Here is a 23135-nt window from a genome sequence, read left to right as displayed (position 1 = left end):
CTCATCAACAGGGAGAAACGCCCGTCAGGCGGGCTCGGTGGGCCTCAGTGGCAAACGCAGTTCGCACGCAGAATCCGCCCCCGGCTGGCAAGGCAATATCAGCCGGTGGGACGAACTGGCAGCCAAGTCAAACGGCAAGACCCACAACGTCAGGCGGGCATCATAACAAAAAGGTTCGAGTGGAACTTTGAGCTGGCTCCATGATGGATAAATCAATACCAGATGACCATCATCTTGCTCGGTCAGGTACTTGTGGCCGTAGGCAAACAGTTGGTAGAGGTCACCCTGGCTGATGCCGTACTTTCCGTCACGGTCGCTGCTATCGAGCCGCTTCCACTTCACATCCATCACCCAACGCTTGTTGCCGTGCTGCAACAAGAGGTCCGGCTGTAACCGGAACATCTGCTTGCCTTGCTGGGTGCAAAGGTACTGACTGGCCACCTGGGCCTTGAGGTTGGCATCGGGCAACAGCTGCTCGCGCAGGCACGACTCTACATAGCGCTCGAACAGCTTCTCCATGGGGAACAGCAGGCTGATGCCGCGCCACTCACCATTAAGGGCACTCGGCATGGCACGATAGAGGATGAGCTCACACCACGGCCGAGCCCCTTGATAGTGAGCCATCAAGCGGTCATGTCGCCACAGTCTGAAATCCCCTTCCACATCGCGGCTGGCAGGCACATCCACCAGCAAGTGGCGCAGCTCCTGTGCCAACCGCCAGTTGTCCGGGTGCTGAGTCGCATTGGCGACGGTCTCCAGCGCCCGCTTGAGCAGCCGGTTCTCGGCCCGGTCGGGCAAGAAGAGGTCGTAACGTAACGCAAAGTGGTGGCCCCGGCCCGGTGGCTGGCGCATCTGCCGGGCGACATCCAGCTGACCACGCAAGAACGGCTCGGTCGCCTCAAGACGCTGATAGTCACTGCGCACGCCACGTTTGACCAGCTGATCGAGCTCGGCCAGAAAGCGCGCGATAACCCACTCATTGAGCGGCATATCAAAGCGATCCAACGACGCCTCCGCCGTTTCACGGGGTGGCAGATCCAGGGCTCGTTCCAGCATCCGGCGGATCAACTCACGACCATCCTCGAGTGGGTCATCCTCATTGGCGGTCTTGGGCAGGATCTCTATCACCTGCCCGGTGGGGGTCTCTATCACCCCCACGTAGTTGTCCAGTTGCAAGGTCCGGCTATCTTCCACCTGCGCAAGAGCGGGTGCATGGCTTACCTTGTAGCGCTGGCTCAACTGACATAGCCAATCGAAATCAACCGGGTCTATATGGGCAAGCGTCAGCGTATCAACAGCGTTATCTCTAACAGTTAGCCGACCATACTCACGAACCGTGATGGGAGCCTTCACTGCGCCCCCTTGTCACCCTCGATGGTCAAGGCATAGGCCTCAATACGCGTAAACGCCTTCTCATTGATGCACCAACGTTGGCGCTGCCCCCCAACCGCTATATCACCAAACAGGGTCTTGATATCGAGTTTGGGAGGTGTGAGGAACATCGCCTCAGCGCGGCTCTTGCGATGATCATTGAGTACCCAGGCGATACGCTGCCAGTCCTCAAAGAAGTACTCCTGCAATAGCGGCAGGATCTGATGCTGGAAGATGTATCCCAACTGCGCCAAGGTTGGCTTTGCAGTCGCTTTGAGCGGCATAAAGTAGGCATGACCGAGGCAATGGTCGCGGTCCAACAGCACCTCGATGCGCTGGTTCAGCGTGTGCAGCAAGCGGCCTACGTCTACCTTGTGCTCCTCATCCTCGATGACCACGCCATCAAGCAGCTCGGCCCTAGGCGGCATCTCTTCAAACACAAAACGGCGACGCAGCGCGATATCGAGTCCGGCCAAGGATCGGTCGGCGGTGTTCATGGTGCCGATAAGGTAGAGGTTGTCCGGTACGCTAAAGGGGCGCTTGGAGTAAGGCAGAGTAGTGGTCAGCGCCTCGCTTGCCCCAGCCCGCTTGCTTGGCTCTATCAGGGTGATCAGCTCACCGAATATGCGCGAAACGTTGCCCCGGTTAATCTCGTCGATGATCAGTACGCGTTTGTTTGATGGTGTCGCGCCCGCTTCACTCTGCGACCCAGCTTGTGATGCTGTGGCATTGACCAGAGCAAGCAGCTTCTCCGGGATCAAGGTCGGGGCCTTCAACTCATAGAGCGTCATCTGGCTGAAGCGGCCGTTGATCAGCTCACCGCATGGGAGCGAGGGGCTGAACTGGCATAGCCACTTGACCGGCCTGACCTGCGCGTAGCTGTCATCCCCCTCGTAGTGCACGTCACTACGATAATCACCGGTAATCTCGCCGATAGCGCGGAACTTGAAGTTGCCGTCGGTGACCACCACGAGGTCGCCAATCTTCATCCGGTTCACCAGCGTCATCACGCTGGTCACGGTGTAGTCATAGGCGTTGTCTATCTTGCCCACCGACTGCTCCAACACGCGCTGAACGTCGCTGCGTGTCTTACACTCGCTGTAGTCGTGAGAGCTGCCATAGCCCAACCGGATAAGACCCTGCTCAATGCAGTCGTCAAAGATATGGGCATCATCGCCCTGAGTGTTGCCAAGCGACATCTTCCAGACCCGGCGTCCCTCCAACGTCATCGCCTCATGGCTGTCGCTGCGCGTGACTTTGGCGGCCACCGCGTCACACATGCGCTTGAAGACGCCATCAACCACGTCATAAGTCAGTTGACCGCTGTCTCCATCACTCTCGGCACGGATCCCCTCCACAAAGTCTTCATAACTAAAGCTCTGGTGGAAGGTCACAAAGTCGATACGCCCCTCCTTTACCAGCTCATCAAAGCGCGCCTTAAGCGCCTTGCGGGCCTCTGGGCTCACATCATCGTCGTGTTGTGCCAGACACTCGGGGTCGAGAATAGCCAACGCCTTGTTGATGGTGTGGTAGGTCTTGCCGGTACCGGGCGGGCCGAAGAGGATCTGGTTCAACGGTGCGTTGGTCTTGGGCATCACCGGGGTGTCGTTTGCTTCGCTCATGGTGTCATCCTCATCATCACTCCCGCTATCGTCCTTGTCTGCCTTTGGTGGTGCCAGTCCCAACGACTCGTCATACAGGCCCAACATAAAGCCATATGGGGTCAATTCAGGTAACGACTCGCGGGCCAGGTCGTAATAACGCATCAGGCGCTGCATACGCGCCATCGGCTGGTGCTTGGCGGGGATATCCTCCTTCGGCCACCCCAACACCGTCAGAAAGTGCCCAAGGTGCTCACACGACGAGATGGGCAGCATCCGCTTGGGGTGATAGCAGGTCACCAGCCGCAGCTTGCGGCCGTGCCCCATGGTGACACGCGGCTCGACGCCTGCCTGCTTGTAAAGAGCCTCGTCATTATCAATCCAACTCAGGTCGCCATCAGGGTCGGCGGCGGCTACGCAGTGCTGCACCTTGAGGGTGTAGCGCAACGCCTCCTCATCACCCAACTCGGCCAAGCGCTGGTGCTTGTAGACGGCACCATCTTTCTGAAAATAGAGCAGGTGACCACGGGACGTACCTGGCATATAGCGGGCCAGCACAGGCTGTAGACCACGCTCGATCCACCAGCAGAATGAATTGCCATCCCCCTTGCCTACGCAGTACTCCTCAAGGGTCAAGTTAGGCAACGAGTCAAGCGGGAACTGCTCGATAAACTTGCAATAGAGATCGCTCTGCTCACTAGCGAAACGGGCTCTGTCGCCCATCGTCTTGAGCTGAGCCAACAGGCGCGGGAAGTGTTCATTGGTAAAGGCAGTGGCGTTTACAACAGCGGCCGTCATACAGCGAGGTCCTTCAGTTGTTGTTCGGCATCCGGCAAGCGCAACTGGCCGGAGATCAGGCGGGGTAGCAGGGTGTCGCGTAGGGTCGCGAGAGTTCGAGCTTGTATTAGGTTTTCCTTGATGCGCTCCATCACCGGAGCAATAGTCTCCTCGAAAGCGGTAATTGCGATGGTCTGTGGATAGACAACCGAAACTCCAGCTAAGGTATCACGAGTGATTGTGTCGAACACGGAACCATGGGTCCGTTGTTTTAAGGTTTCAACAAGGCGATGCGTGCTGAAGTAAGTGAAATAGACATCACCGGCCTTACCAGATAAGCCATAGCAAGACTGGTTCATAGCCATTGCCTGCCCCACCAGAGCAAGTCGACCAACAGTGCCTCGCGCCGAAATGATAGTGGTCCCCACAGGCAATAATTTAGTTGATGACTTGTTCAAGCCTTCGCAAGTGATGTGCTTTTCAGTCTCGATTACAAACACGTCTGTGGTTGCTGGCGCATCAACTACAGAAAACCAAGGAATATCCCCATTCCAATACTCGCTGATAGAGGTTTTTGGCGTGCCCCCCCCAATAACATCAATCGTTTCAGTGAAGGACAAAACTCTCCACCCCTTCGGCACCATGCCAACCTCGGACTCTTCGAAGCTATCGGGGAACCGGGCGGCAACCTCGGGGGCCAGACCTGCTGGTTTCTCGCCACGAGCTCGGGCACGAACCGGATCGAAGTCGACAAACCACGACTTAAATAGCGCCTGCGCGATAGCCTCCAACGTGGCATTGGATTCGCGCAGCAGAGCGATACGTTCATCTAGTGCTCCGAGTAGTGCAGCAATCTCCTGTTGGATAGCCAATGGAGGTAAACGCATTTTGAACTTGAAACAGTCTCCGACCCGGATATGGCTAACGACTGAACCAGACCCTTCATGACTACGAAATTGATGCTGCAATGCCGGAGATAAAAATGAATACAGTAAAAAGCGTGGATCTAGGTGTTTGGAGTCAGCTCTGTATTGCATGAGCCTTTGGCCGAGAAATACTCCTTCGCTCTCGTTAACGAATCCAACCTCACCAATAGGAGCTTCTCGAGTAAGGATCACATCACCCGGCTGCAACTTAGCTCGGCGAGTCCACTTTTCATAAGTTTCCTGAACAACATAACGACATGTCGAGAGGTCGATGCGCCCATTCCTAACATTTGTCGTTCGTATCATCCGATAAGGCGTAGGCTCTTCTACAACTGGTGCCGTTTTGTTCACGCAATCGACGATCAATTCGCAAACATCTTCAACAACAACCAAGGGCCACTCAGAACTCATACCCAAGCCCCCCCAGCTTCTGCTTGATCAACCGATCCAGCTCTGCCCCCTTGACCATCTGGTCGCCAAGTTGCTTGGTCAAGCGAGCCATCTTGTCAGCAAAGGGTTCATCGTCCTCCTCCACCTCTTCGGCGCCCACATAGCGGCCGGGGGTCAACACATGGCCGTGCTCGGCAATCTCGGCCAGGGTTACGCTGCGGCAGAAGCCTGCTACATCCTCGTAAGGCTGCTCACACTCCCCGTCCCCTTTCCACGCGTGGAAGGTATCGGCGATGCGGGCAATCGCGCTCTCATCGAGCTCGCACTGCACCCGGCTGATCATGGTGCCCAGCTTGCGGGCATCAATAAACAGCACCTCGCCCTGGCGGCGGGTCTTGTTCTTGGCGAGGAACCAGAGGCAGGCCGGGATCTGGGTGTTGAAGAACAGCTGACCCGGCAGCGCCACCATGCACTCCACCACGTCCGCCTCCACCATGGCACGGCGAATGTCGCCTTCGCTATTCTGGCTAGAGCTCATGGAACCGTTGGCCAACACGATACCGGCACGGCCATTGGGCTTGAGGTGGTAGAGCATATGCTGCAGCCACGCATAGTTGGCGTTGCCCGCAGGCGGCGTACCGTAGACCCAGCGCGGATCCCCCTCGAGGCTGCCATGCCACCAGTCGCTGATATTGAACGGCGGGTTGGCCAGCACAAAGTCTGCACGCAAGTCCGGGTGCTGGTTGCGGGTAAATGTATCACCGTTTTCGCGCCCGAGGTTGTAGTCCATCCCCTGGATGGAGAGGTTCATGGCCGCCAGCCGCCAAGTGGTCGGGTTCGACTCCTGACCGTAGATGGAGACATCACCCAGCTTGCCGCCATGGGCCTCGATAAACCTCTCCGACTGCACGAACATGCCGCCTGAACCGCAGCAGGGGTCGTAGACCTGACCATGATGGGGAGCAAGCACCGCCACTAGCGTCTTGACGATGCTGGCAGGCGTATAGAACTGGCCCCCCTTCTTGCCCTCGGCACTGGCAAACTCGCCAAGGAAGTACTCGTAGACCTGCCCCAGGATGTCGCGTGCTTCACCGACATCACTGCCAAAGCCAATCTTGGAAACCAGATCCACCAGCTCGCCGAGCTTGCCATCGGGCAACTGGGCACGGGCGTAGCGCTTGTCGAGGATGCCCTTGAGGCGCGGGTTCTCCTGTTCGATCAGGGTCAGCGCATCGTCGATTAGCTTACCGATGACGGCATCTTTGGCCTGAGCACGGAGTCCCTCCCAACGGGCCCCTTCCGGTACCCAAAAGGCATTCACCTCACGGTAGTAATCGCGATCTTCAAGCTCCTCGGCCAGCAGCTCATCGTCACAGTCGTAGAGGAAGTACTCGTCGCTCTCATCGGCAAAGCGGCGGGTCAGCTCGGCGCGACGGGCAGCGAAGGAGTCGGAGATGTACTTGAGGAAGATAAGGCCCAGCACGATGTGCTTGTACTCGGCGGCGTCCATGTCGGCACGCAGCTTGTCTGCGGCAGCCCACAGGGTCTTCTTCAGTCCCTCGATACCGGTCGCTTGCGGCTCATCCTTGGCCTGCTTGCCCTTGCCACTGGCTTTCGCTTTGCGTGGTGCTGCAGCGGCGGCTTCGCCATCCAACACCCGGTGCACAGCACCGCCCCGCCCGCGCCCCTTGCGCAGTACGCCCTGTTCCAGCAGAGTCTCGCGTGCGGCGGTAAATACCTCATCGGTCAGGTCGCTGAATTGGGCTTTCAAGGTGTCCATCAAGGCTTGGTTGCCGATGCTGCTGCCATCTTCAGGAACGGCGGCCAGCAGCGCCTGGCTGAGCTCGTTGAGGTCTGTCATGGGGTTCTCCGGTTAATGCGTGTTGCCTTCACAGCCCACCTGCGCGAAAGCCAAGGTGAGGATGCGGGCCAAGTTGTCAGACTGACGGAACGGCGCATGCCGAGCCTTGCGGGCGCAGCAGGGACCTATCCAGGGTGGTGGGTCAACAGAAGGCGATGCAGCCAAGGTGATGCATCGGCGAGAAAAAGTCCGGCCCGTCAGTCGTCTATCAATTATCTGGCGGGCAGTTTATACAAATGAACCCTGCAGCACTATGCGTAATGTCACGCTGGATGCGGTCATCACAGGCGAGGTAGCTCAAGTGGTCAGAAGGCGAGCAGATCAGCCAGACACAATAAAAAAGGGCCTGATAACAGGCCCGACTAACGCACGAACATCTCACGGAGGAACGAAAGCAATGGGATCGTCAGTACCAAACTCACACGGACTCTCACCCGAAACAGCATAGACAAATGACAATCAAATCAATACCGGGATGGCCATACAAACGTCGTTATTGTTAAGTGGATCAACAATGCGGGATTTTGTTTTAACGTCACTTGCCCAAGACTGCGCAGTTAGCTACCGTGCTTGGGTGCGGCCCGCACGACTTGCACACGAGTCAAACCGGCATTCAATACCCCATACCCTTAATGATCTGATACCCAGCATCCACCTTCCGGTTGCTTAAACGTGTGCGCCTGACCCGAAGCGTGGACTCGGAGATTGGATCATGACCATCAAGCAATTCGTGCACGACACGCGCCAGCAACTCGCTGATTCAAGCGCACTGTCACTCAAGACCAGCCACCTCTACGAACTGATCGCCGCCGCTTTCGGCTACCGCAGCTATGCTGCGCTTCAAGCCGAGGCTATCGTGCTGCACCAGACACCTTGGCCCTGTCAGCCTGACCTCGCCCTACTCGAGCAGCGAGGACGTGAGCTCGCGTTACCCCAACCCCAGACCCTGTCGCTGCTGGTTGGCCAACATCTACAACGTGCTGGCGTGGTGAGCATCCAAGTCGAGGCTCTCGGCCTGACTAGAGAGGACGATTGGGATAACACATGGGAAGATGGCTGGCTCGATGATGAGGCCGAGGATGACGACGCACAGCTCCAACCTGCCCCATCCAGCACGACGCCACTCGATGCGGCGCAGGCACTACTAGCGCAACTTGATGCCTACCATCAGCCCCCAATCGCCCTCCAGGCACTGCAGCAACTGGAGGCCTTCGCAGAACGAGGCCATCCACAGGGGCACTGGTGGCTGGCACAGCGATTCGACGTGGGTGGTCGGTACATTGAGGACGTTAACGTTGCCTCTGGCTATTGGTATCGCAAGCAACAGCAGGGCGCGATATTGAGCGGCCCAGAACTGGAGTTTGCAGAAGCATTCGCCAAGCGGTTGCAACGTCAAGAGCGGTGGCTTACCCACGCACTCAAGGCCGCCCGCAGTGGTATCGTCGAGGCACGCTATGCACTGGCAGAGGCAAAGTTGGATAGCAGCATCTTTGACACTGACCCGGCTGCAGTGAGTGACCCGGCCGCCATCGCATGGCTCGCGATGGAACACGACAACCAACAAGCTGCCCACCACTGGTTGACGCAAGCAGCGCAGAGAGGCGATACACAGGCCATGCTCGCCCTCATTGAAGAGTACGACCGGGACAACCTCTACCAGTCTTGGGTATGGCTGCGTTTAGCCCAGTTGCTTGGCGACGACTTCACTCAGGACGACTTGAGGGCCATCCATGAGAATGGCGATGACTACGATGATGATGTGGGTGGACCACTCTATGTCGCCGGACGGGAAGGCATCGAGCTGCCGCCACTCGCCCCCGAGCTTGCCAGCAAGGCAGAAGAGGAAGCACAGCGCTTGTTTGCCCAGAGCGCCTCAGAGGCTCTATAGCGCAATCAAAGAACAAGGGGGCACCTGCCCCCTTATCACTTGGCCAGCAAGCGCCCTGGAGGACTGAGCGACGTCAGAACCTGGGCGAACATACACCTGCATGGGCCCAGAAGCTCGCAGTGATGTCGTGACACAATGACACAATGACACTGTCAAATGGCCTCATGATATGAGCGGTTCGATAGGCTAAACCGCTCAATAAGATCTGCTAGCTTCAATTAACAAGTTCGGTACTGTCAGCTTCGACATCTAGCGCGGGCTCTTCCTCGTCAAGCTCAGTGGCTCTACGCGCCATAGTCTGAATGTGGTTGCTCCACCACTCCATCATAGGCCTGCGTCTTTCTAGGAAATCGGTACGGTTATAGGCTGCACGTACAGCGTCTCGATCCATGTGACTCAGAGCGACTTCAATCAAGTCCTTTGCAAACCCTCGCTCGTTGAGCACCGTACTTCCAAGTGACCTGAACCCGTGAGCGACAAGCTTGTCAGCGAATCCCATACGCTTCAAAGCCATATTGACCGTTGACTTGTTACAGTGGCTACGTCGATTACGTTCCCCGGGAAAGACGTAGGGAAACCTGCCCGATATCGGCTTCATTGCGTGCAGAATATCGAGAGCCTGATCTGTGAGAGGTACCTGATGTTCCCGGCGACGCTTCATCTTTTCGGCTGGTATACGCCATACCTTGGCATCCCAGTCAATTTCATCCCACCGGGCTGTTGCGGCCTCACCCGGCCTAGCAAGGGTATGGAGGCTCCACATGATGAGATTACGCGTAATCACGGTAATGCTGGCTTGGTTTACCGCTCTGAGAAGAACGGGTAACTGACTTGGCTCGATACTGGGCAAGTGCTGCTTGGTTGGTTTATCAAATACCTGACGGATACCTGCACACGGGTTGGCCATGATGTAGCCCGAGTTAACGGCATACGTCATGATCTCGTTGATTCGCTGGCAACTACGTCGAACCGACTCGTGCTTCTCCTCCAGCTTGAGAGGGCGCAATGCAGCAATTGCATGCTGTGCCGTCACTTGCTGGATCGGGATATGCCCCAATCCGGGCAACACATGCCGCTCCAATGAGTTCCACAGGTCCTTGGCATACTCAGCGGTCACCCTGCGTTGGTGCAGCGCCCTCCATTCCTCGGCAACAATGCGGAAGGTGAGGTTGGCTGCAAGTCGTTCTTCAGCCTTTTGGTCCTGGGGGTCTTTGCCTTTGGCTAGCAACCGGCGGTATGCATCTGCCTGATCGCGGGCGTCCGACAACGATATCTCCGGGTATGCGCCTAGCGAGATCCGGGTACGCGACCCACTTGGTCGAGTGTATCGAAAGCGCCATAGCTTATTCCCGTTAGGGGAGACGCACAGCTCAAGGCCGTTTCCATCTGAAAGAGTCCATTCGATCTCACGGGGTTTTGCGTTACGCACTTCCGTGGCAGAGAGGGGTTTGGTAATTCTTGGCATTGGTACACGCTCCATCGTAATGCCGCACGTCATGTACCAAAACATGTACCAAAAACCACCGGTTTTAGGCAAATCAAACCGAACTTCGCCGGACACTAAAAAACCCGCAAGGCCTTATGCCATGCGGGTTTCCTGTACTGTCCCAGACTATCTCGGACTACAATTTGGCGGAGAGACAGGGATTCGAACCCTGGGTGGCATTGCTGCCACAATTGATTTCGAGTCAATCCCGTTCGGCCACTCCGGCATCTCTCCGTGGGGAGAGAGTTTTACCCAAGCTGGGCCGAGGATGCAATAAAAATTTCTTAGATATCAAATGGCTGAATCAGATATCTGGGAGCAGGCTCACAATGCGGCGCGTGCTGTTCGCGTTGCTAGGCCACCCTGCATCCACCCGACATTAACCCTCTCGCACACCCGGCCATTATCCATATCGTGATATTCCCCCCATTGCCATGAGGCGTCTCTTTTTCCTGCTTGGTGCTCAAATTTATGGGTGATGCCGATTTTGGCAGGTTTCCTATGTATCCCCACATCATTGCGAGTGCGCGGCAAGCTGGTAATCATGGGCTGATTGAGGAACAATCGCGCCATCCTGGCGGCTGTATTGATGATGTTCCGCCCCGATTGAACTGATGGATCTTCTTATGCGATTGCCAAAACTTATGCCCCTCTCCATAACGCCTTCCCTTTCCATGCTGCTGGCAGCGATCCTGCTTTGCGCCGCGCCGGCAGAGGCCAAACGCTACCCGCTGCCACCTGCTGGGAGTCGCCTCATCGGTGAGCTGGAGGATTACATTATCCAGCAGAATGAACATCTGGAGCTGGTTGGCAAAAATACGCAAATTGGATTTTTAGCACTGCTTGAGGCAAATCCGGGTGTAGACCCCTATTTACCCAAGCCGGGCACCCGTTTGACGCTGCCCACCCAGATGCTGCTGCCTGATGTGCCTCGCGAGGGGATCGTCATCAATCTGCCCGAACTGCGCCTCTACTACTTCCCCAAAGAGAAGAGCGAGGTCATCGTGCTGCCCATCGGGATTGGCGATATCGGCCGCGAAACACCCGAGATGACCACGACGGTCATCGAGAAGAATCCCAACCCGACCTGGGTGCCCGGCCCCATGGTGCGCAAATCCTGGCTGGAGCAAAAAGGGATCACCCTGCCCGCCGTAGTGCCCCCCGGCCCGGAGAATCCCCTTGGCAAGTTCGCCATGCGCCTTGGCTATGGCAAGCGCGACTACCTGATCCACGGCACCAACAAGGATTTTGGCGTTGGCCTGCGGGTAAGTGCAGGCTGCATCCGGCTGCGACCTGACGATATCGAGGCCCTGTTCAAGATTGTGCCGATCGGCACGCCGGTGCGGGTCATCAATCAACCGGTCAAGGTCGCCATCGAACCGGATGGTCGGCGCTGGCTGGAGGTACACTCCCCGCTCTCCCGCACCGAAGAGGAGCTTGAAAATGGCGCCCCGCTGGTGCTATCTCCGGCCATAGAGAGCTTTATCAGCGCACCTGACGTGATGCAGGATGAGGTGACGGCTGCGCTGGAGAGCAAAAATGGCCTGCCCCGCCCCATCAGCAGCCAACTTGTCAGTGGCTAAGTAACCAGCGCCCGAGTCGCACCGGAGTCACCTTACCTCATGAAATTCCTGCCCCTCCTATTCCTGTTGGCCTGTCACTCCTTGTGGGCCAAGGACATTCTCTGGATGAACAATGGCGATCGTCTGACCGGTAACATCGAGGAGGTGACCGAACAGTCGGTGCGCATCGCCCTGCCCTACAGCGGCGCGGTGACCGTCAAGCGGGAGGCCATCAAACGCTGGCGCATTGATAAAGAGGACAAACCCAAGGCGACGGCAAAGGGTGGGCTCAAGCTGTTCGAGGATGACCAGGATGAACGCAACGCCTGGCTCTGGACCGGCAGCGGCGATCTCAATGTCAAACTCAAACAGAATGACAAGCAGACCAACAACGTCAACCTCAAGTGGAAAAGCGAGCTGGCCAATCTGGACTGGCGTTACAGCTTCTCCGGTGAATATACCTATGAGACCGCTGACAACATCACCGACAGCCATGATTATCAGCTCAACCCTACGCTGGACTACTTCTTCAACCAGCAGTGGTTCTTGCGCACCTCACTCGATGCCGAATATGACATGCTGGATAAAGATCGCTATCTCTATATGGACTATGGCTCGGGGCCGGGCTACCGCTTCTGGAACGACAAACGCCGCCGACTGGAGCTGATGGCCCAAGGGGGATTAAGCCGACTCTACTTCCGTGAAGATAGCGAGGTTCCCAAGATTTTTCTGGGTGAACGGGTCATTGACTACCCCTTCGCCGGTTTTAACTGGGATTATCGCCAACCTTTCTCCCTCTGGCAGGAGAAAATGGAGCTGTTCAGCCAGGGGCGCTATCTGAAATATCTGGCACAAGCCTCCCCCTATTTCACCCGTAATCAGGATCTGAAAGGCAGCATAGGATTGCGCTACTACTTCAACGACCATCTGCGCCTCTCCTGGTCGAGTGAGCTGGATTGGGAAGATGCTGACATCCTTGTCGACACAGGCAGCCCGGAACCCCGGGAGAGCGAATTAAGACACCTGCTCAGCCTTGGTGCCAGTTTCTAGCCTCGGATCCCCAACACGCAAAGAGGAGCCAAATCGGCTCCTCTTTGCTTTAGGCGAACAGGTTCGCTAGATCAGCCCCCAGGCGGCAATCTGGTAGATCCACACCATCGCCAGCAATGTGCCGACCAACCCCATGATGACACCGATGCGCACCATCTGGTGACTCTCCACAAGACCGGTGGCGTGGGCCAGCGCATTGGGTGGGGTACTGATGGGCAGCGACATCCCGAGTGAGACCGAAATGGTAACCGCCAGGATCAGGGTGTGGCTGCCGCCCCACTCGGCCAGCTCCGGCATGCTGACCGCCAGTGCCGCCACCAGTGGCAGCAGCAGGTTGGCGGTTGCGGTGTTGGACATAAAGTTGGCCATCACCACCGCCAGCAGACAGGCGCCGACCAGCACCGCCAGCGTGGAGTATTCGTGGAACGGAATATGGGTGATGAGCCGCTCGGCCAACCCGGAGTCCTCCAGCGCCAGCCCCAGCGCGATACCGCCCGACACCAGCCAGAGCACATCGAGGGAGATCTTGTGCAGATCGTCCTTGGTGATGATGCCGGTGGTCAGGAACACTGCCACCGGGATCATGGCGACCACGTAGGAGCTCATGCCGTGCAGATCCCCCAGTAGCCAGAGCACTATGGTGGTGATAAAAGTGAGGTAGACCACCCAGGCGCGAGGGGTCTGCATAAAGCGCCCCTCAATCTTGAGATCCATCCGCTTGAGGGTGCTCGGGAAGAAGCGCCCCAGCAGAAACCAGCCAAGCAGCAACAGCAATACCACAAAGGGCACCGCAAACCCCATCCACTGACCGAACGAGATGGCATGCTCGCCGGTCAGGTATTTGAGGGCCACTGCGTTGGGCGGAGTACCGATGGGAGTGCCGATCCCCCCGAGGTTGGCCGCCAGCGGAATGGCCAGTACAAAGCCGATTTTGGCCGGGTCCTTGTCGGGAAACGCCGCCAGCACCGGGGTGAGAATGGCCAGCATCATGGCGGTGGTGGCGGTATTGCTCATAAACATGGAGAAGGTGGCGGTGATCAGCATCAGCCCCAGCATGACGATCCGGGGATCCTGACCGAACGGGCGCAGCAGCACCCGCGCCAGATTGACGTCCAGATGGTATTTGGTCGCCGCAATGGCGAGAAAAAAACCGCCGAGAAACAGCATGATGACCGGCGAGGCAAAGGTCGCCATCACCTCGGTGGACTTGAGCAGCTCACCAAATCCCGGCTCTGCCTTGTCGGCAGTCATGAACCAGAGCCCCTTGTCGGAGAGCAGCAGCAGCTCCAGCACGATGATCAGCACCGAGGTGGCGAAGATAGGGATGGGCTCCAGGATCCAGCAGAGGGCGGCCAGCACGAAAATAGCCACGACCCGCTGCTCGATGACGGTGATCCCCTCCAGCGGGATCCAGTGGGTCGGGATCAGCAGGATGGCGAGGCTCAGCAGCAGTGGCAGAATAATCTTGTTATTGATGGGCACTATTGTCTCCAGGATCGGGAGTAAGAAGCCAATAGTGGCATAACATGCTATCGCCTCACGCGGCCAACTCGCCAAAATGAGAGCTGGCTAACTGCACGGCGCACCGTTTTGTGAGTCATATCAAGCTGGGGTCGGCGCGCGATGGCTGACGCCTCAGACCTTGCAACAAACAGGCAAAAAAACGGGCCCGCTGTTCGTTGCACACGACAGCGGGCCCGTTTCACCATTCATACCGATGAGGGGCTCAGAAGTAGATGCGGGTCACCGACTCGATGACGCAACCCGGGCGACGGATCCCTTCGATCTCCACCTTGATCTCTTTGAGCAGCTCCAGCCCACCCTTGATGGGGGTGACCCGGGCCAGCTTGGTGCGGGCGCGGATGTTGCTGTCCACCTTGATGGGGTACGGGAAACGTACCTGATCCAGCCCGAAGTTCACCACCATGCGGGCGGTCGGGAACTCGGGGGTGGCCTCATCGACCGAGCCGGTCAACTGCGGCAGCAGCGCCAGGGTCAGGAAGCCGTGGGCGATGGTGGTCTTGAAAGGCGACTCGGCGGCCGCGCGCTCCGGATCTGTGTGGATCCACTGGTGATCCCCGGTCACGGCAGCAAACTGATCGATCATCTGCTGGCTGACGTGCAGCCACTCGCCCACATGGGTCTCTTCACCAATGCGAGCCTGCAGGGCGGCATAGAGCTCGGCTGCCTCGGCCCCCAGCTCCACAGCGGGTTCCTGAGCCACGGCAGGCTGACCGTTGGCCACCCGTGCCACGGTTGCTGCATCCTGTTGCTGCTCGCTCTGGGTCTCGGTTTGCAAGTCCAGTACACGACCCAGCAAAGGGTGAAGATGTGCCTTTTGCTGAAACTCACGCCAGTAGTCGCGGATCGCCGGTGAGAGCCAATCCTTGAGCTCAAAGGGGTGCTGCGCCAAAATTTCGCGCTTGCGCTTCAGAAAATCGACAACTTTCATGTTCCGATCCCTATGTGATTCATTGCCTGTAAAGAGGTCTAACCAGTCCTATTTTATTAAAGTTTCAGCTGTAAGTGCAAAAAAATCTCGGCGTACACCTGTACCAAGGCGGAAGTAACTACTTACACCATGTAAACCAGCACGATCTGCCAATGAGGAAATCGATTGCCAAAGATGCCGCCAGCAGGGGAAATTCGCGGGGCTCATCATGAAAAAAGGCCCTCATCGGGCCTTGTGGTGGGGACTCAGCGCGCGCTCGACCAGCCGCGACGCAATCCCTCTTCATCCAGAAAGGACCAGGCGAGGATCCGGCTCACCTTGTTGCCCTGCGCCATGTCGATCACCCGTACCTGACGCGCCCCCACCCGGCTCAACGCCTTTTTCGCCCCCGGCAGGTTCTCTTTTTTCGACACCAGCGAGCTGAACCAGAGGCACTGAGTGGCAAACTCCTTGCTCTGGGCAATCATGTTGGCCAGAAACGCCGCCTCGCCCCCTTCGCACCAGAGCTCGGCCTTCTGGCCGCCAAAATTAAGCACAGGAGCGCCTGTCACCTCCTTGCCCAGATTGCGCAGCTTGCGCTCCGTCCCCTTGCTCGCCTCTTCCAGCGACGCGTGGAACGGCGGATTGCACAGCGTCAGGGCAAAGCGCTCCTTTGGCCCTATGATGCCGCGAAACACATGGTTGGGGTTGCCCTGCAGGCGACACTCAATCTGGTTGCCGAGTCCGTTGCTCTTGGCCAGCAGGGTGGCCGCCTTGACCGAGACCGGATCGATATCCGATCCCACAAAACGCCAGCCATATTCGCGGGCCCCCAGCAACGGATAGATGCAGTTTGCCCCCACCCCGATATCCAGCACCCTCACCCCCTTGCCGGTAGGGAGCTGGCCTGAGCTCTCGGCCAACAGGTCGGCCGCCCAGTGCAGGTAGTCCACCCGTCCCGGGATAGGAGGGCAGAGGTAACCGGCAGGCAAGTCCCAGTGGGCAATCCCGTAGTGATGGGCCAGCAGGGCGCGATTGAGGGTCTTCACTGCATCGGGATCGGCAAAATCGATGGTGCGGGTGCCGTAGCCATTGATAAAGACATGGGCAGCCAATTCGGGAGTTCGCAGGCAAAGCGCCTCAAAGTCGTAACCCGCCTGATGGCGATTACGGGAGTGAAGTCCGGATTTACGGTCGCCCGACTTGGGGCCACCGGCTGATGGGATGCGGGGTTTCATGCTGAGCCTGCCGAAGAAAACGGGCCCACACTATAGTGATTTGACTCGGGAAAGTCTAAACGAGGGCAATAAAAAACCGGGCTATCGAGCCCGGTTCAAGTGAGGTTGGAAAAACAGTCCGTACTGCGAGCCGTTTGTCCAGCCTGACTCAGATATCGATCCGGCGAGCTTGCCAGAACTTGTTGCGCCAATATTGGCTATCCAACTTGGAGCGCGTCACACCAGCTCGAGTCGAGGCGTGGATGAATTCACCATTGCCGACATAGATACCAACGTGGTTGAGACGACGATTGATTTTGAAGAAGACCAGGTCACCCTCGACCAGATCCTGCTTGGAAACGCGCGTCCCTTCATGGACTTGGGAGCGGGTATCGCGGGGTAATTCGATACCGACGGCATTGCGGAACACTTCACGGGCAAAGGCGGAACAGTCGATACCGCGCTGGCTGCTGCCACCCATCCGGTACGGAACACCACGCCACTCTTTATATACAGTCAGGATTTCATTCACATCGGGTGTCTGGGAAGCTTCCGGTTCGATGACAGGTTCAACCATGGAAACTTCGATCTTGCTCGCGACCTCGGGTTGGGGTGCCGAGGCACAACCCACCATTCCGAGCGCGACCAGCAGTAGCATCAGGTGGCGCAATCCTTTATCCCCGCTAAATAGTAAATTTTGTTAAAATACGGCCCCAAAGGGCAATTTATAAGGCAACAGCACCCGACTATATCCAAGAATTCTATCGAGGCAAGTGAAAATCCCTATCAAGCTCACATTTTTGCAAGGAAATGCACGATTTTTCATAATTAATGTGATCATGCCCAAACAATATACAATCGCAAAAAGAGCCTTGGGCCTCATAGATAACTGGCTTTTATCCCTGTTTCAGCACCTTTTTAAAGTGAAAAATCATGATCGAAACCGATCTTTTTTTGTTAAAACCGGCCAGGGTATGCCAGGAACTGCTTGCTCAATTGCCTGAATGGCTGTCAACCGATGAGCTGCATATCTGGCAAGCCATGACCCATCCTGAACGGCGTCAGGAATATCTGGTGAGCCGCGCCCTGCTGCGCCAGCTATTGGCCGAGCGGCTGCAACAACCCGCCGCCAGTCTGCAATTTTGCAACGGCCCCCACGGCAAGCCCCGACTGCATGATGATGCTTGGCAGTTCAATCTGAGCCACAGTGGCAGCTGGCTGGTGCTGGCGCTCTGCCCACAGGGGCCGCTTGGGGTGGATATCGAGCTGGGCAAACGGCGGCATCATCCCCTCCCCCTGGCCCGCCGGTTTTATGCACAGAGTGAATATGAGTGGCTCTGCGCACTGCCTGCCCAAGAGCAGGAGAGTGCCTTCTACCGGCTCTGGTCGCGCAAGGAGGCGGTACTGAAAGCCCACGGTGGCGGCATAGCGGCGGGACTGGAGAAGGTGCGGTTTCTCCCAGAGGAAGGATGGCGACTCGACAACCGGCTCGATGACACCTCTTATCAGGTACAGGATTGGCCCTTTGCCAGCGGCTGGCTCAGCCTCGCAGCGGCGGCAGCCCCTGTGACCTTTTACCGGCTGGATGAGCGCTTGAATTGCCACTCGCTTAACCCCATGTTACTCAACACCCTTTCTGAAGAGTCCAACTCATGATCGTCGACATTACTCCCCAGAATTTTCACGCTGAACTTATCGATGCGTCCATGAAGAAGCCGGTCGTCATCTATTTCCATGCTCCGCAGATGCCGGAGTGCCAGGGGATGACACCGCTGATCGAATCACTGGTTGGGCCCGCCAATGAGCAGGTCACCCTAGCCAAGGTGGATATGAACGATCCCCAGCTGCAGCCGCTGGCCAGTCAGCTCGGCCTGCGCGCCCTGCCGGCGCTGGTGCTGTTCCATCAGGGTCGCCCTGACGAACAGGGGATCATCGAAGGGCCGCAAGATGAAGCCACCCTGCGCCAGTATTTCGCCGCCTTCGCCCCCAAAGAAGAGGAAGAGTTGCTGGCCAAGGGGCAACAGGCACTGGCTGACGAGCAGCCCAGCACCGCCTATGCCCATCTGACCAAGGCACACCAGCTGGCTCCTGAACGTCACGACATCAGCCTGTGGCTCATTCAAGCTGCGCTCGACCTCAATCTGCTGGAGGAAGCGCAGGAGCGCCTCGGCACCATCCCGATGGCGGTGCAGGATGGCCACTTCCATACCCTGAGCTCACGGCTGGCGCTGGCCCTGCAAGCGGCAGACAGCCCGGAGCTGCGCGCGCTGGAAGCCCGTCATGCAGAACAGCCTGATGATTTTTCCCTGACTCAGGAGCTGGCGGTGCAATACAACCAGGCTGGTCGTCAGGAAGAGGCGTTGGGACTGCTGCTGGAGATCCTCAAGCGGGATTTGGCATTCGGCGATGCCAGAAAGACCTATCTCGATATTCTGGCGACCATGGGCAGCACACCGGCGGCGCAGAGCTACCGTCGCAAACTCTATAGTCTGCTCTACTGATCGGAATCGAACTGGCTGGTAATGATGGGGGAGTGCCGGGAGACCGGCATGACCTCATGGGTCAAGTACGAAGAAGGTATTGTGGGAATAAGGTGCTCTGGGAATAGTGGGCATACGGTGAATTTCAGGCAAAAAAAAATGGCGCAAAACTGCGCCATTTTTTTCGCATGGATTACTTCTTGTAGGAAGTAGCCATGTTGTCGATGCGCTGGTTAGCACGCATAGCTTCTTGCTTGGCTTCAGCAACATCAGCAGCGATTTTGGACTGATCAGCACGAACTGCGCTAACATCTTGAGCCAGTTGGTCAACTTTGTTAGACAGATTCTGAACGGAAGTTTCCAGTTCGCTGGTGTTTGCACAACCGCCCAGCAGAGCGGACAGACCAACAACACCTACCAACAACAATTTTTTCATTTTTAAAGCTCCCTTGAACTCGCCAGACGTTTAGCAAGCGGCGTGATTATGGCACAAAAAAATCCTACTTTGCATAGTCCCCACCACAGATAAATGCATTAAAACCCTCATTTTTTTTTGAATGAACAGTTTTTGTCCAGATTCGTCTAAAAAATGAGTGCCGTGTGGTGAGGGCACGGACAAAGGTTAACCAAATTTTTGCCTTATTACAATTTCGTATGAGGCTCAGGCTGTACGTTCTGACAACAATTGACGATATTGCACCAGATCCTCGATGGTCAGCACCGGCATCTGGTGCTTGCGACCGAACGCAACCAGGTCTGGCAGACGCGCCATCGAGCCATCTTCTTTGGTCAATTCACACAACACACCAAACGGTTTGAGGCCAGCCAGCTGCATCAGATCGACCGTCGCTTCGGTATGACCACGACGGGTAATCACCCCACCGGTTCGCGCCCGCAGCGGGAAAACATGACCCGGGCGGTGCAGATCGCCCGGTTTGGCGCCGTCTGCGATGGCTGCACGGATGGTGGTGATGCGATCAGCCGCCGAGACACCGGTCGTGACCCCCTGCGCCGCTTCGATGGTCACAGTAAAGGCGGTCTGGTAGTGGCTGGAGTTGGCCTCCACCATCATCGGCAGTTCGAGTTGGCGAACCCGCTCGTCGGGCAGGCAGAGGCAGACGATACCGGAGCACTCGCGGATCATCAGCGCCATCTGTTCATTGGTCATGGATTCGGCGGCGAAAATGAGGTCACCCTCGTTCTCCCGATCTTCATCGTCGGCCACCAGCACGCCGCCTCCAGCACGCAAGGCAGACAGGGCCGCTTCGACACGGGCAACGGGATCACCGAATTCACTGAGTAGAGACTGATTCATGGTAAAACTCCTAAACAAGACAAGGACCAGAATCAGGGCATGGAAAGGCAGACAGAGACGGGCATGCAGCGGCCAGCCCACAAGGGCCAAAACGGCAAGGTCTGTCTTATCCTCTTTCATCCGGACTATGACCGTCGGCTCCGGCATCTCACCGGATCTGCTGACCCCGACCTAGCAATCAGCCAAGTCGGGCGCTCGCGGGCTCCCCGAGTCAATCGGGATACCGCCGGTGGGGAATTGCACCCCGCCCTGAGAATAAGCTCAGACAGCCTAAAGAAAAACGGTTGCAGATACCAGCCAAAATCCCCCGCAGGCTGAAAAGCGTTTCAACATTGCGCCCGGTATCCCGCTCTGCGGCCCGCTCGCCAACGCGAAAGGCTATGACTGGCGAATTTCTTTATGGCGCGGATCGGTTTATGGCATAGTTCCCGAAACAAAAAAACAGGGCCCGAAAAGAGAGCCTGAACAACGCTGCCGGCGCAGACAGCAGCGCCAACACCACAAACGGAAAATGACAGAGATGGAAAAGAAAATACTGCTCACGGATTGCCCGGATGCCAAAGGGCTCATCGCCAAGATCACCAACATCTGCTACAAGCACCAGCTCAACATCATCAAGAACGATGAGTTTGTGGATCACGAGAATGGCCGCTTCTTTATGCGTACCGAGCTGGAGGGGCGCTTCAACGACGAGACCCTGCTGGCCGACCTCGATGATGCCCTGCCCATCGGTGCCCAGCGCCGTCTGGTCAAGGCGGGCAAGAAGCGCATCGTCATCCTGGTGACCAAAGAGACTCACTGCCTCGGCGATATTCTGATGAAGAACTACGCGGGCGCGTTGGATATGGATATCGTTGCGGTGATCGGCAACTACGATACCCTGGCCGAGCTCACCGGCAAGTTCGATATCCCGTTCCACACCGTCAGTCACGAGGATCTGAGCCGGACCGAACATGAAGAGCAGGTACGCGCCATCATCGACAGCTATGAGCCTGACTATGTGATCCTGGCCAAGTACATGCGGGTGCTGACCCCGAGCTTCGTCGAGGCCTATCCGCGCAAGATCCTCAACATCCACCACTCCTTCCTGCCCGCCTTCATCGGTGCCCGCCCCTACCGGCAAGCGTTCGACCGTGGCGTAAAGCTGATCGGCGCCACCGCCCACTTCGTGACCGACGATCTGGATGAAGGCCCCATCGTCGAACAGGACGTGATCCACGTCGGTCACGCCTTCAGTGCTGACGACATGGCCAAGGCGGGTCGGGATGTGGAGAAATCGGTGCTGAGCCGCGCGCTGGAGCTGGTATTGAACGAGCGGGTGTTCGTCTACGGCAACAAGACGGTGGTCTTCAAGTAATCCGCCCACACGGCACGTATGCAAACGCCAGAAACAACAACGGCTCCCGCGGGAGCCGTTGTTGTTTCTGCGCCGAGTGTCAGAGCGGCAGATCGTTTACCGTCACCGCGCCCTTCTCCAGCTTCAGCTCGGAGGTCAGCGCTTGCTTGTCGGCCTTCAGATAACCCATTAGGGTCAGCTGATCGAGCATGGGGGCCAGTTGCGGCACCGCCTTGCCCAACTTGTCGCTGAGGCTGGCATGCAGCACGCCGGAGAGAGCCTGCATCCCCGCGTCGCTGTTGAACAGCTGCTCCAGCGAGGTAGAGGCCAGCTTCACGTCCCCCTTCATGGCCACCGCCTCACCGTTGAGCTTGGCGCTGAGATCGGCCAGCTCCAGGGTCGCACCACGTTTGAGCATCTTGTCCAGCGCCTGCTGGATGGCGGCATCTTCAACTCCCTTGCCACCGGCTGCCTGCAGCCCCTGATACCCTTCCAGATCCAGACCGTTGAGGTTGAGCGCCAACTTGCTGTCGGTCACCGCCAGGGTGTCAGTCTCGTTCTCCAGATCCAGCTTGGCAATTTTCATCTGATAGCTGCTGGAGAGGGTCTGGGCATCATCACCGGTCAGCTGAGTCTCGGTGGTCATCCCCTGCAGGGCGACCTTGACGCTGTCAGGCAGTTGTACCGTGAGGGCCGAGAGGGTCATCTCGCTCTGGGGCGAGAGGAGCACACCGCTGATCTCGGCAATGTCGGCACTCCCTTTCAGATCGGCCAGCACCAAGTCCATCTTGCTCTGCTCTTCATGGACCGTCATCCCCTGCCAGGTCATAGTGAGGTGACCATTCCCCTCCAGATTGCCGTGGAACTCGCCGCTCAGGGGCAGGAAGCTGAACTCGTCCAACCCCTGTTTGATCTTGAATTCATTGGCCCAAAAACGGCTGCTGTTACCCTGGGTCCAGAGACTGGTGACCGACTCCAGACCGAGTTCCCACTGCTCCATGCCCAGTGCGGTGAAAACCGGCGCTAGCGTGCCATTATGGGTATCGAGCAGGAAGTGGCTCTTGATGTAGAGCGGCAGGATCTGGCTCTTGACCACCAGTTGCAACTCGATGGGCTGACTGCCCTCCAGCTCGCTGTCGATGGCAGCCAGCTCCTCCGGTGTCACCACGACCTTCAGGATCCCGTCACGGGTGAAGAGGTTGCTGCTGCCCGGCTGCCACTGCATGTCGAGCCCGCTCTCTTTCTCCACCTTGGCGATCTGTTCCGCCATGATGTTGTCGAAGCTGTTGCCCGTGTACCAGCACGCAGCCAGACCACCACCTACCAGTGCCGCACCCACGGCGAGGGCCACTATCTTTTTCATATATCCATGTGTCTCCAGAGAGTTGTCACTGCACTCTACGGGGCGGACTCGGGGCTAGGCAAGTCCAATCAGATGGCGAGT

18 protein-coding genes, 1 tRNA gene and 1 riboswitch are annotated in these 23135 nt (G+C 57.4%); of the genes, 6 read left to right on the top strand and 13 right to left on the bottom strand.

What is annotated here, in order from left to right; genetic code table 11:
- Positions 1-24: 24 nt before the first annotated feature.
- Genes I6L49_RS01625 through I6L49_RS01610 form a run of 4 tightly spaced genes read right to left on the bottom strand, consistent with a single transcriptional unit; the run spans position 25 to position 6926 of the window.
- Entirely contained in the window at positions 25-1353 is a 1329-nt protein-coding gene (locus I6L49_RS01625) for an McrC family protein (protein ID WP_254127519.1), read from the bottom strand.
- Entirely contained in the window at positions 1350-3770 is a 2421-nt protein-coding gene (locus I6L49_RS01620; protein WP_216950451.1) for an AAA family ATPase, read from the bottom strand. The genes I6L49_RS01625 and I6L49_RS01620 overlap by 4 nt, the downstream gene beginning before the upstream one ends.
- Positions 3767-5086 (bottom strand): restriction endonuclease subunit S, encoded by a 1320-nt coding sequence (locus I6L49_RS01615; RefSeq protein ID WP_216950450.1) that lies wholly within the window; start codon positions 5084-5086, stop codon positions 3767-3769. Before I6L49_RS01615 ends, I6L49_RS01620 begins: the two co-directional genes overlap by 4 nt.
- The gene (locus I6L49_RS01610; protein ID WP_216950449.1) at positions 5076-6926 is read right to left on the bottom strand and encodes a class I SAM-dependent DNA methyltransferase; all 1851 of its coding nucleotides are present in this window, start codon (positions 6924-6926) and stop codon (positions 5076-5078) included. The genes I6L49_RS01615 and I6L49_RS01610 overlap by 11 nt, the downstream gene beginning before the upstream one ends.
- Before the next feature lie 712 nt (positions 6927-7638).
- On the opposite strand from I6L49_RS01610, the gene I6L49_RS01605 reads away from it, so the two are divergent.
- Positions 7639-8814, top strand: a complete 1176-nt coding sequence (locus I6L49_RS01605) for a hypothetical protein (protein WP_216950448.1) — start codon at positions 7639-7641, stop codon at positions 8812-8814.
- 214 nt (positions 8815-9028) lie between these two features.
- Here I6L49_RS01605 and I6L49_RS01600 read toward each other — a convergent pair whose 3' ends face one another.
- Positions 9029-10279: an integrase domain-containing protein gene (locus I6L49_RS01600; protein WP_216950447.1), complete on the bottom strand. Its 1251-nt coding sequence runs from the start codon at positions 10277-10279 to the stop codon at positions 9029-9031.
- Positions 10280-10444: 165 nt separating this feature from the next.
- Positions 10445-10534, bottom strand: a tRNA-Ser gene (locus tag I6L49_RS01595).
- 440 nt (positions 10535-10974) lie between these two features.
- On the opposite strand from I6L49_RS01595, the gene I6L49_RS01590 reads away from it, so the two are divergent.
- Both I6L49_RS01590 and I6L49_RS01585 read left to right on the top strand, forming a co-directional pair.
- Complete coding sequence (locus I6L49_RS01590; RefSeq protein WP_234781340.1) at positions 10975-11883, top strand: L,D-transpeptidase family protein; 909 nt, start codon at positions 10975-10977, stop codon at positions 11881-11883.
- 39 nt (positions 11884-11922) lie between these two features.
- Complete coding sequence (locus I6L49_RS01585) at positions 11923-12912, top strand: DUF481 domain-containing protein (protein ID WP_058059928.1); 990 nt, start codon at positions 11923-11925, stop codon at positions 12910-12912.
- A gap of 66 nt (positions 12913-12978) precedes the next feature.
- On the opposite strand, the gene I6L49_RS01580 is transcribed toward I6L49_RS01585, so the two are convergent.
- The 4 genes from I6L49_RS01580 to I6L49_RS01565 all read right to left on the bottom strand — a co-directional run bounded on the left by I6L49_RS01580 (position 12979) and on the right by I6L49_RS01565 (position 17218).
- Positions 12979-14394 (bottom strand): DASS family sodium-coupled anion symporter, encoded by a 1416-nt coding sequence (locus I6L49_RS01580; protein ID WP_076495096.1) that lies wholly within the window; start codon positions 14392-14394, stop codon positions 12979-12981.
- A 244-nt stretch (positions 14395-14638) separates the two neighbouring features.
- On the bottom strand, positions 14639-15364 hold the full coding sequence (locus tag I6L49_RS01575; protein ID WP_204483864.1) for a MaoC family dehydratase: 726 nt from the start codon (positions 15362-15364) through the stop codon (positions 14639-14641).
- A 245-nt stretch (positions 15365-15609) separates the two neighbouring features.
- Positions 15610-16581 carry a 23S rRNA (adenine(1618)-N(6))-methyltransferase RlmF gene (gene rlmF, locus I6L49_RS01570; RefSeq protein WP_216950446.1) on the bottom strand — a complete coding sequence of 324 codons (972 nt, stop codon included), beginning with the start codon at positions 16579-16581 and terminating at the stop codon, positions 15610-15612.
- Between the two features lie 148 nt (positions 16582-16729).
- Positions 16730-17218, bottom strand: coding sequence for a C40 family peptidase (locus I6L49_RS01565; RefSeq protein ID WP_005334331.1), 489 nt, complete (start codon positions 17216-17218; stop codon positions 16730-16732).
- A gap of 275 nt (positions 17219-17493) precedes the next feature.
- On the opposite strand from I6L49_RS01565, the gene I6L49_RS01560 reads away from it, so the two are divergent.
- Positions 17494-18216, top strand: coding sequence for a 4'-phosphopantetheinyl transferase superfamily protein (locus I6L49_RS01560; protein ID WP_216950445.1), 723 nt, complete (start codon positions 17494-17496; stop codon positions 18214-18216).
- Positions 18213-19061 carry a tetratricopeptide repeat protein gene (locus tag I6L49_RS01555; protein ID WP_216950444.1) on the top strand — a complete coding sequence of 283 codons (849 nt, stop codon included), beginning with the start codon at positions 18213-18215 and terminating at the stop codon, positions 19059-19061. The genes I6L49_RS01560 and I6L49_RS01555 overlap by 4 nt, the downstream gene beginning before the upstream one ends.
- Positions 19062-19233: 172 nt before the next feature.
- Here I6L49_RS01555 and I6L49_RS01550 read toward each other — a convergent pair whose 3' ends face one another.
- Both I6L49_RS01550 and ribB read right to left on the bottom strand, forming a co-directional pair.
- Entirely contained in the window at positions 19234-19476 is a 243-nt protein-coding gene (locus I6L49_RS01550) for an Lpp/OprI family alanine-zipper lipoprotein (RefSeq protein ID WP_005334342.1), read from the bottom strand.
- Positions 19477-19701: 225 nt separating this feature from the next.
- Positions 19702-20355: a 3,4-dihydroxy-2-butanone-4-phosphate synthase gene (gene ribB, locus I6L49_RS01545; RefSeq protein WP_158109398.1), complete on the bottom strand. Its 654-nt coding sequence runs from the start codon at positions 20353-20355 to the stop codon at positions 19702-19704.
- 104 nt (positions 20356-20459) lie between these two features.
- A riboswitch (FMN riboswitch) is annotated at positions 20460-20616 on the bottom strand.
- A 259-nt stretch (positions 20617-20875) separates the two neighbouring features.
- Between ribB and purU the strand changes: the two genes are divergently transcribed.
- Positions 20876-21712 carry a formyltetrahydrofolate deformylase gene (gene purU, locus I6L49_RS01540; protein WP_158109399.1) on the top strand — a complete coding sequence of 279 codons (837 nt, stop codon included), beginning with the start codon at positions 20876-20878 and terminating at the stop codon, positions 21710-21712.
- A 79-nt stretch (positions 21713-21791) separates the two neighbouring features.
- Here the strand turns inward: purU and I6L49_RS01535 are convergent, their stop codons facing one another.
- The gene (locus tag I6L49_RS01535; RefSeq protein ID WP_158109400.1) at positions 21792-23054 is read right to left on the bottom strand and encodes a DUF945 family protein; all 1263 of its coding nucleotides are present in this window, start codon (positions 23052-23054) and stop codon (positions 21792-21794) included.
- Positions 23055-23135 lie beyond the last annotated feature (81 nt).

It is taken from the genome of Aeromonas sp. FDAARGOS 1419 (assembly GCF_019047045.1).
GTDB classification, from domain to species: domain Bacteria; phylum Pseudomonadota; class Gammaproteobacteria; order Enterobacterales; family Aeromonadaceae; genus Aeromonas; species Aeromonas veronii.
This window is presented reverse-complemented; position numbering and strand designations above follow the sequence as displayed.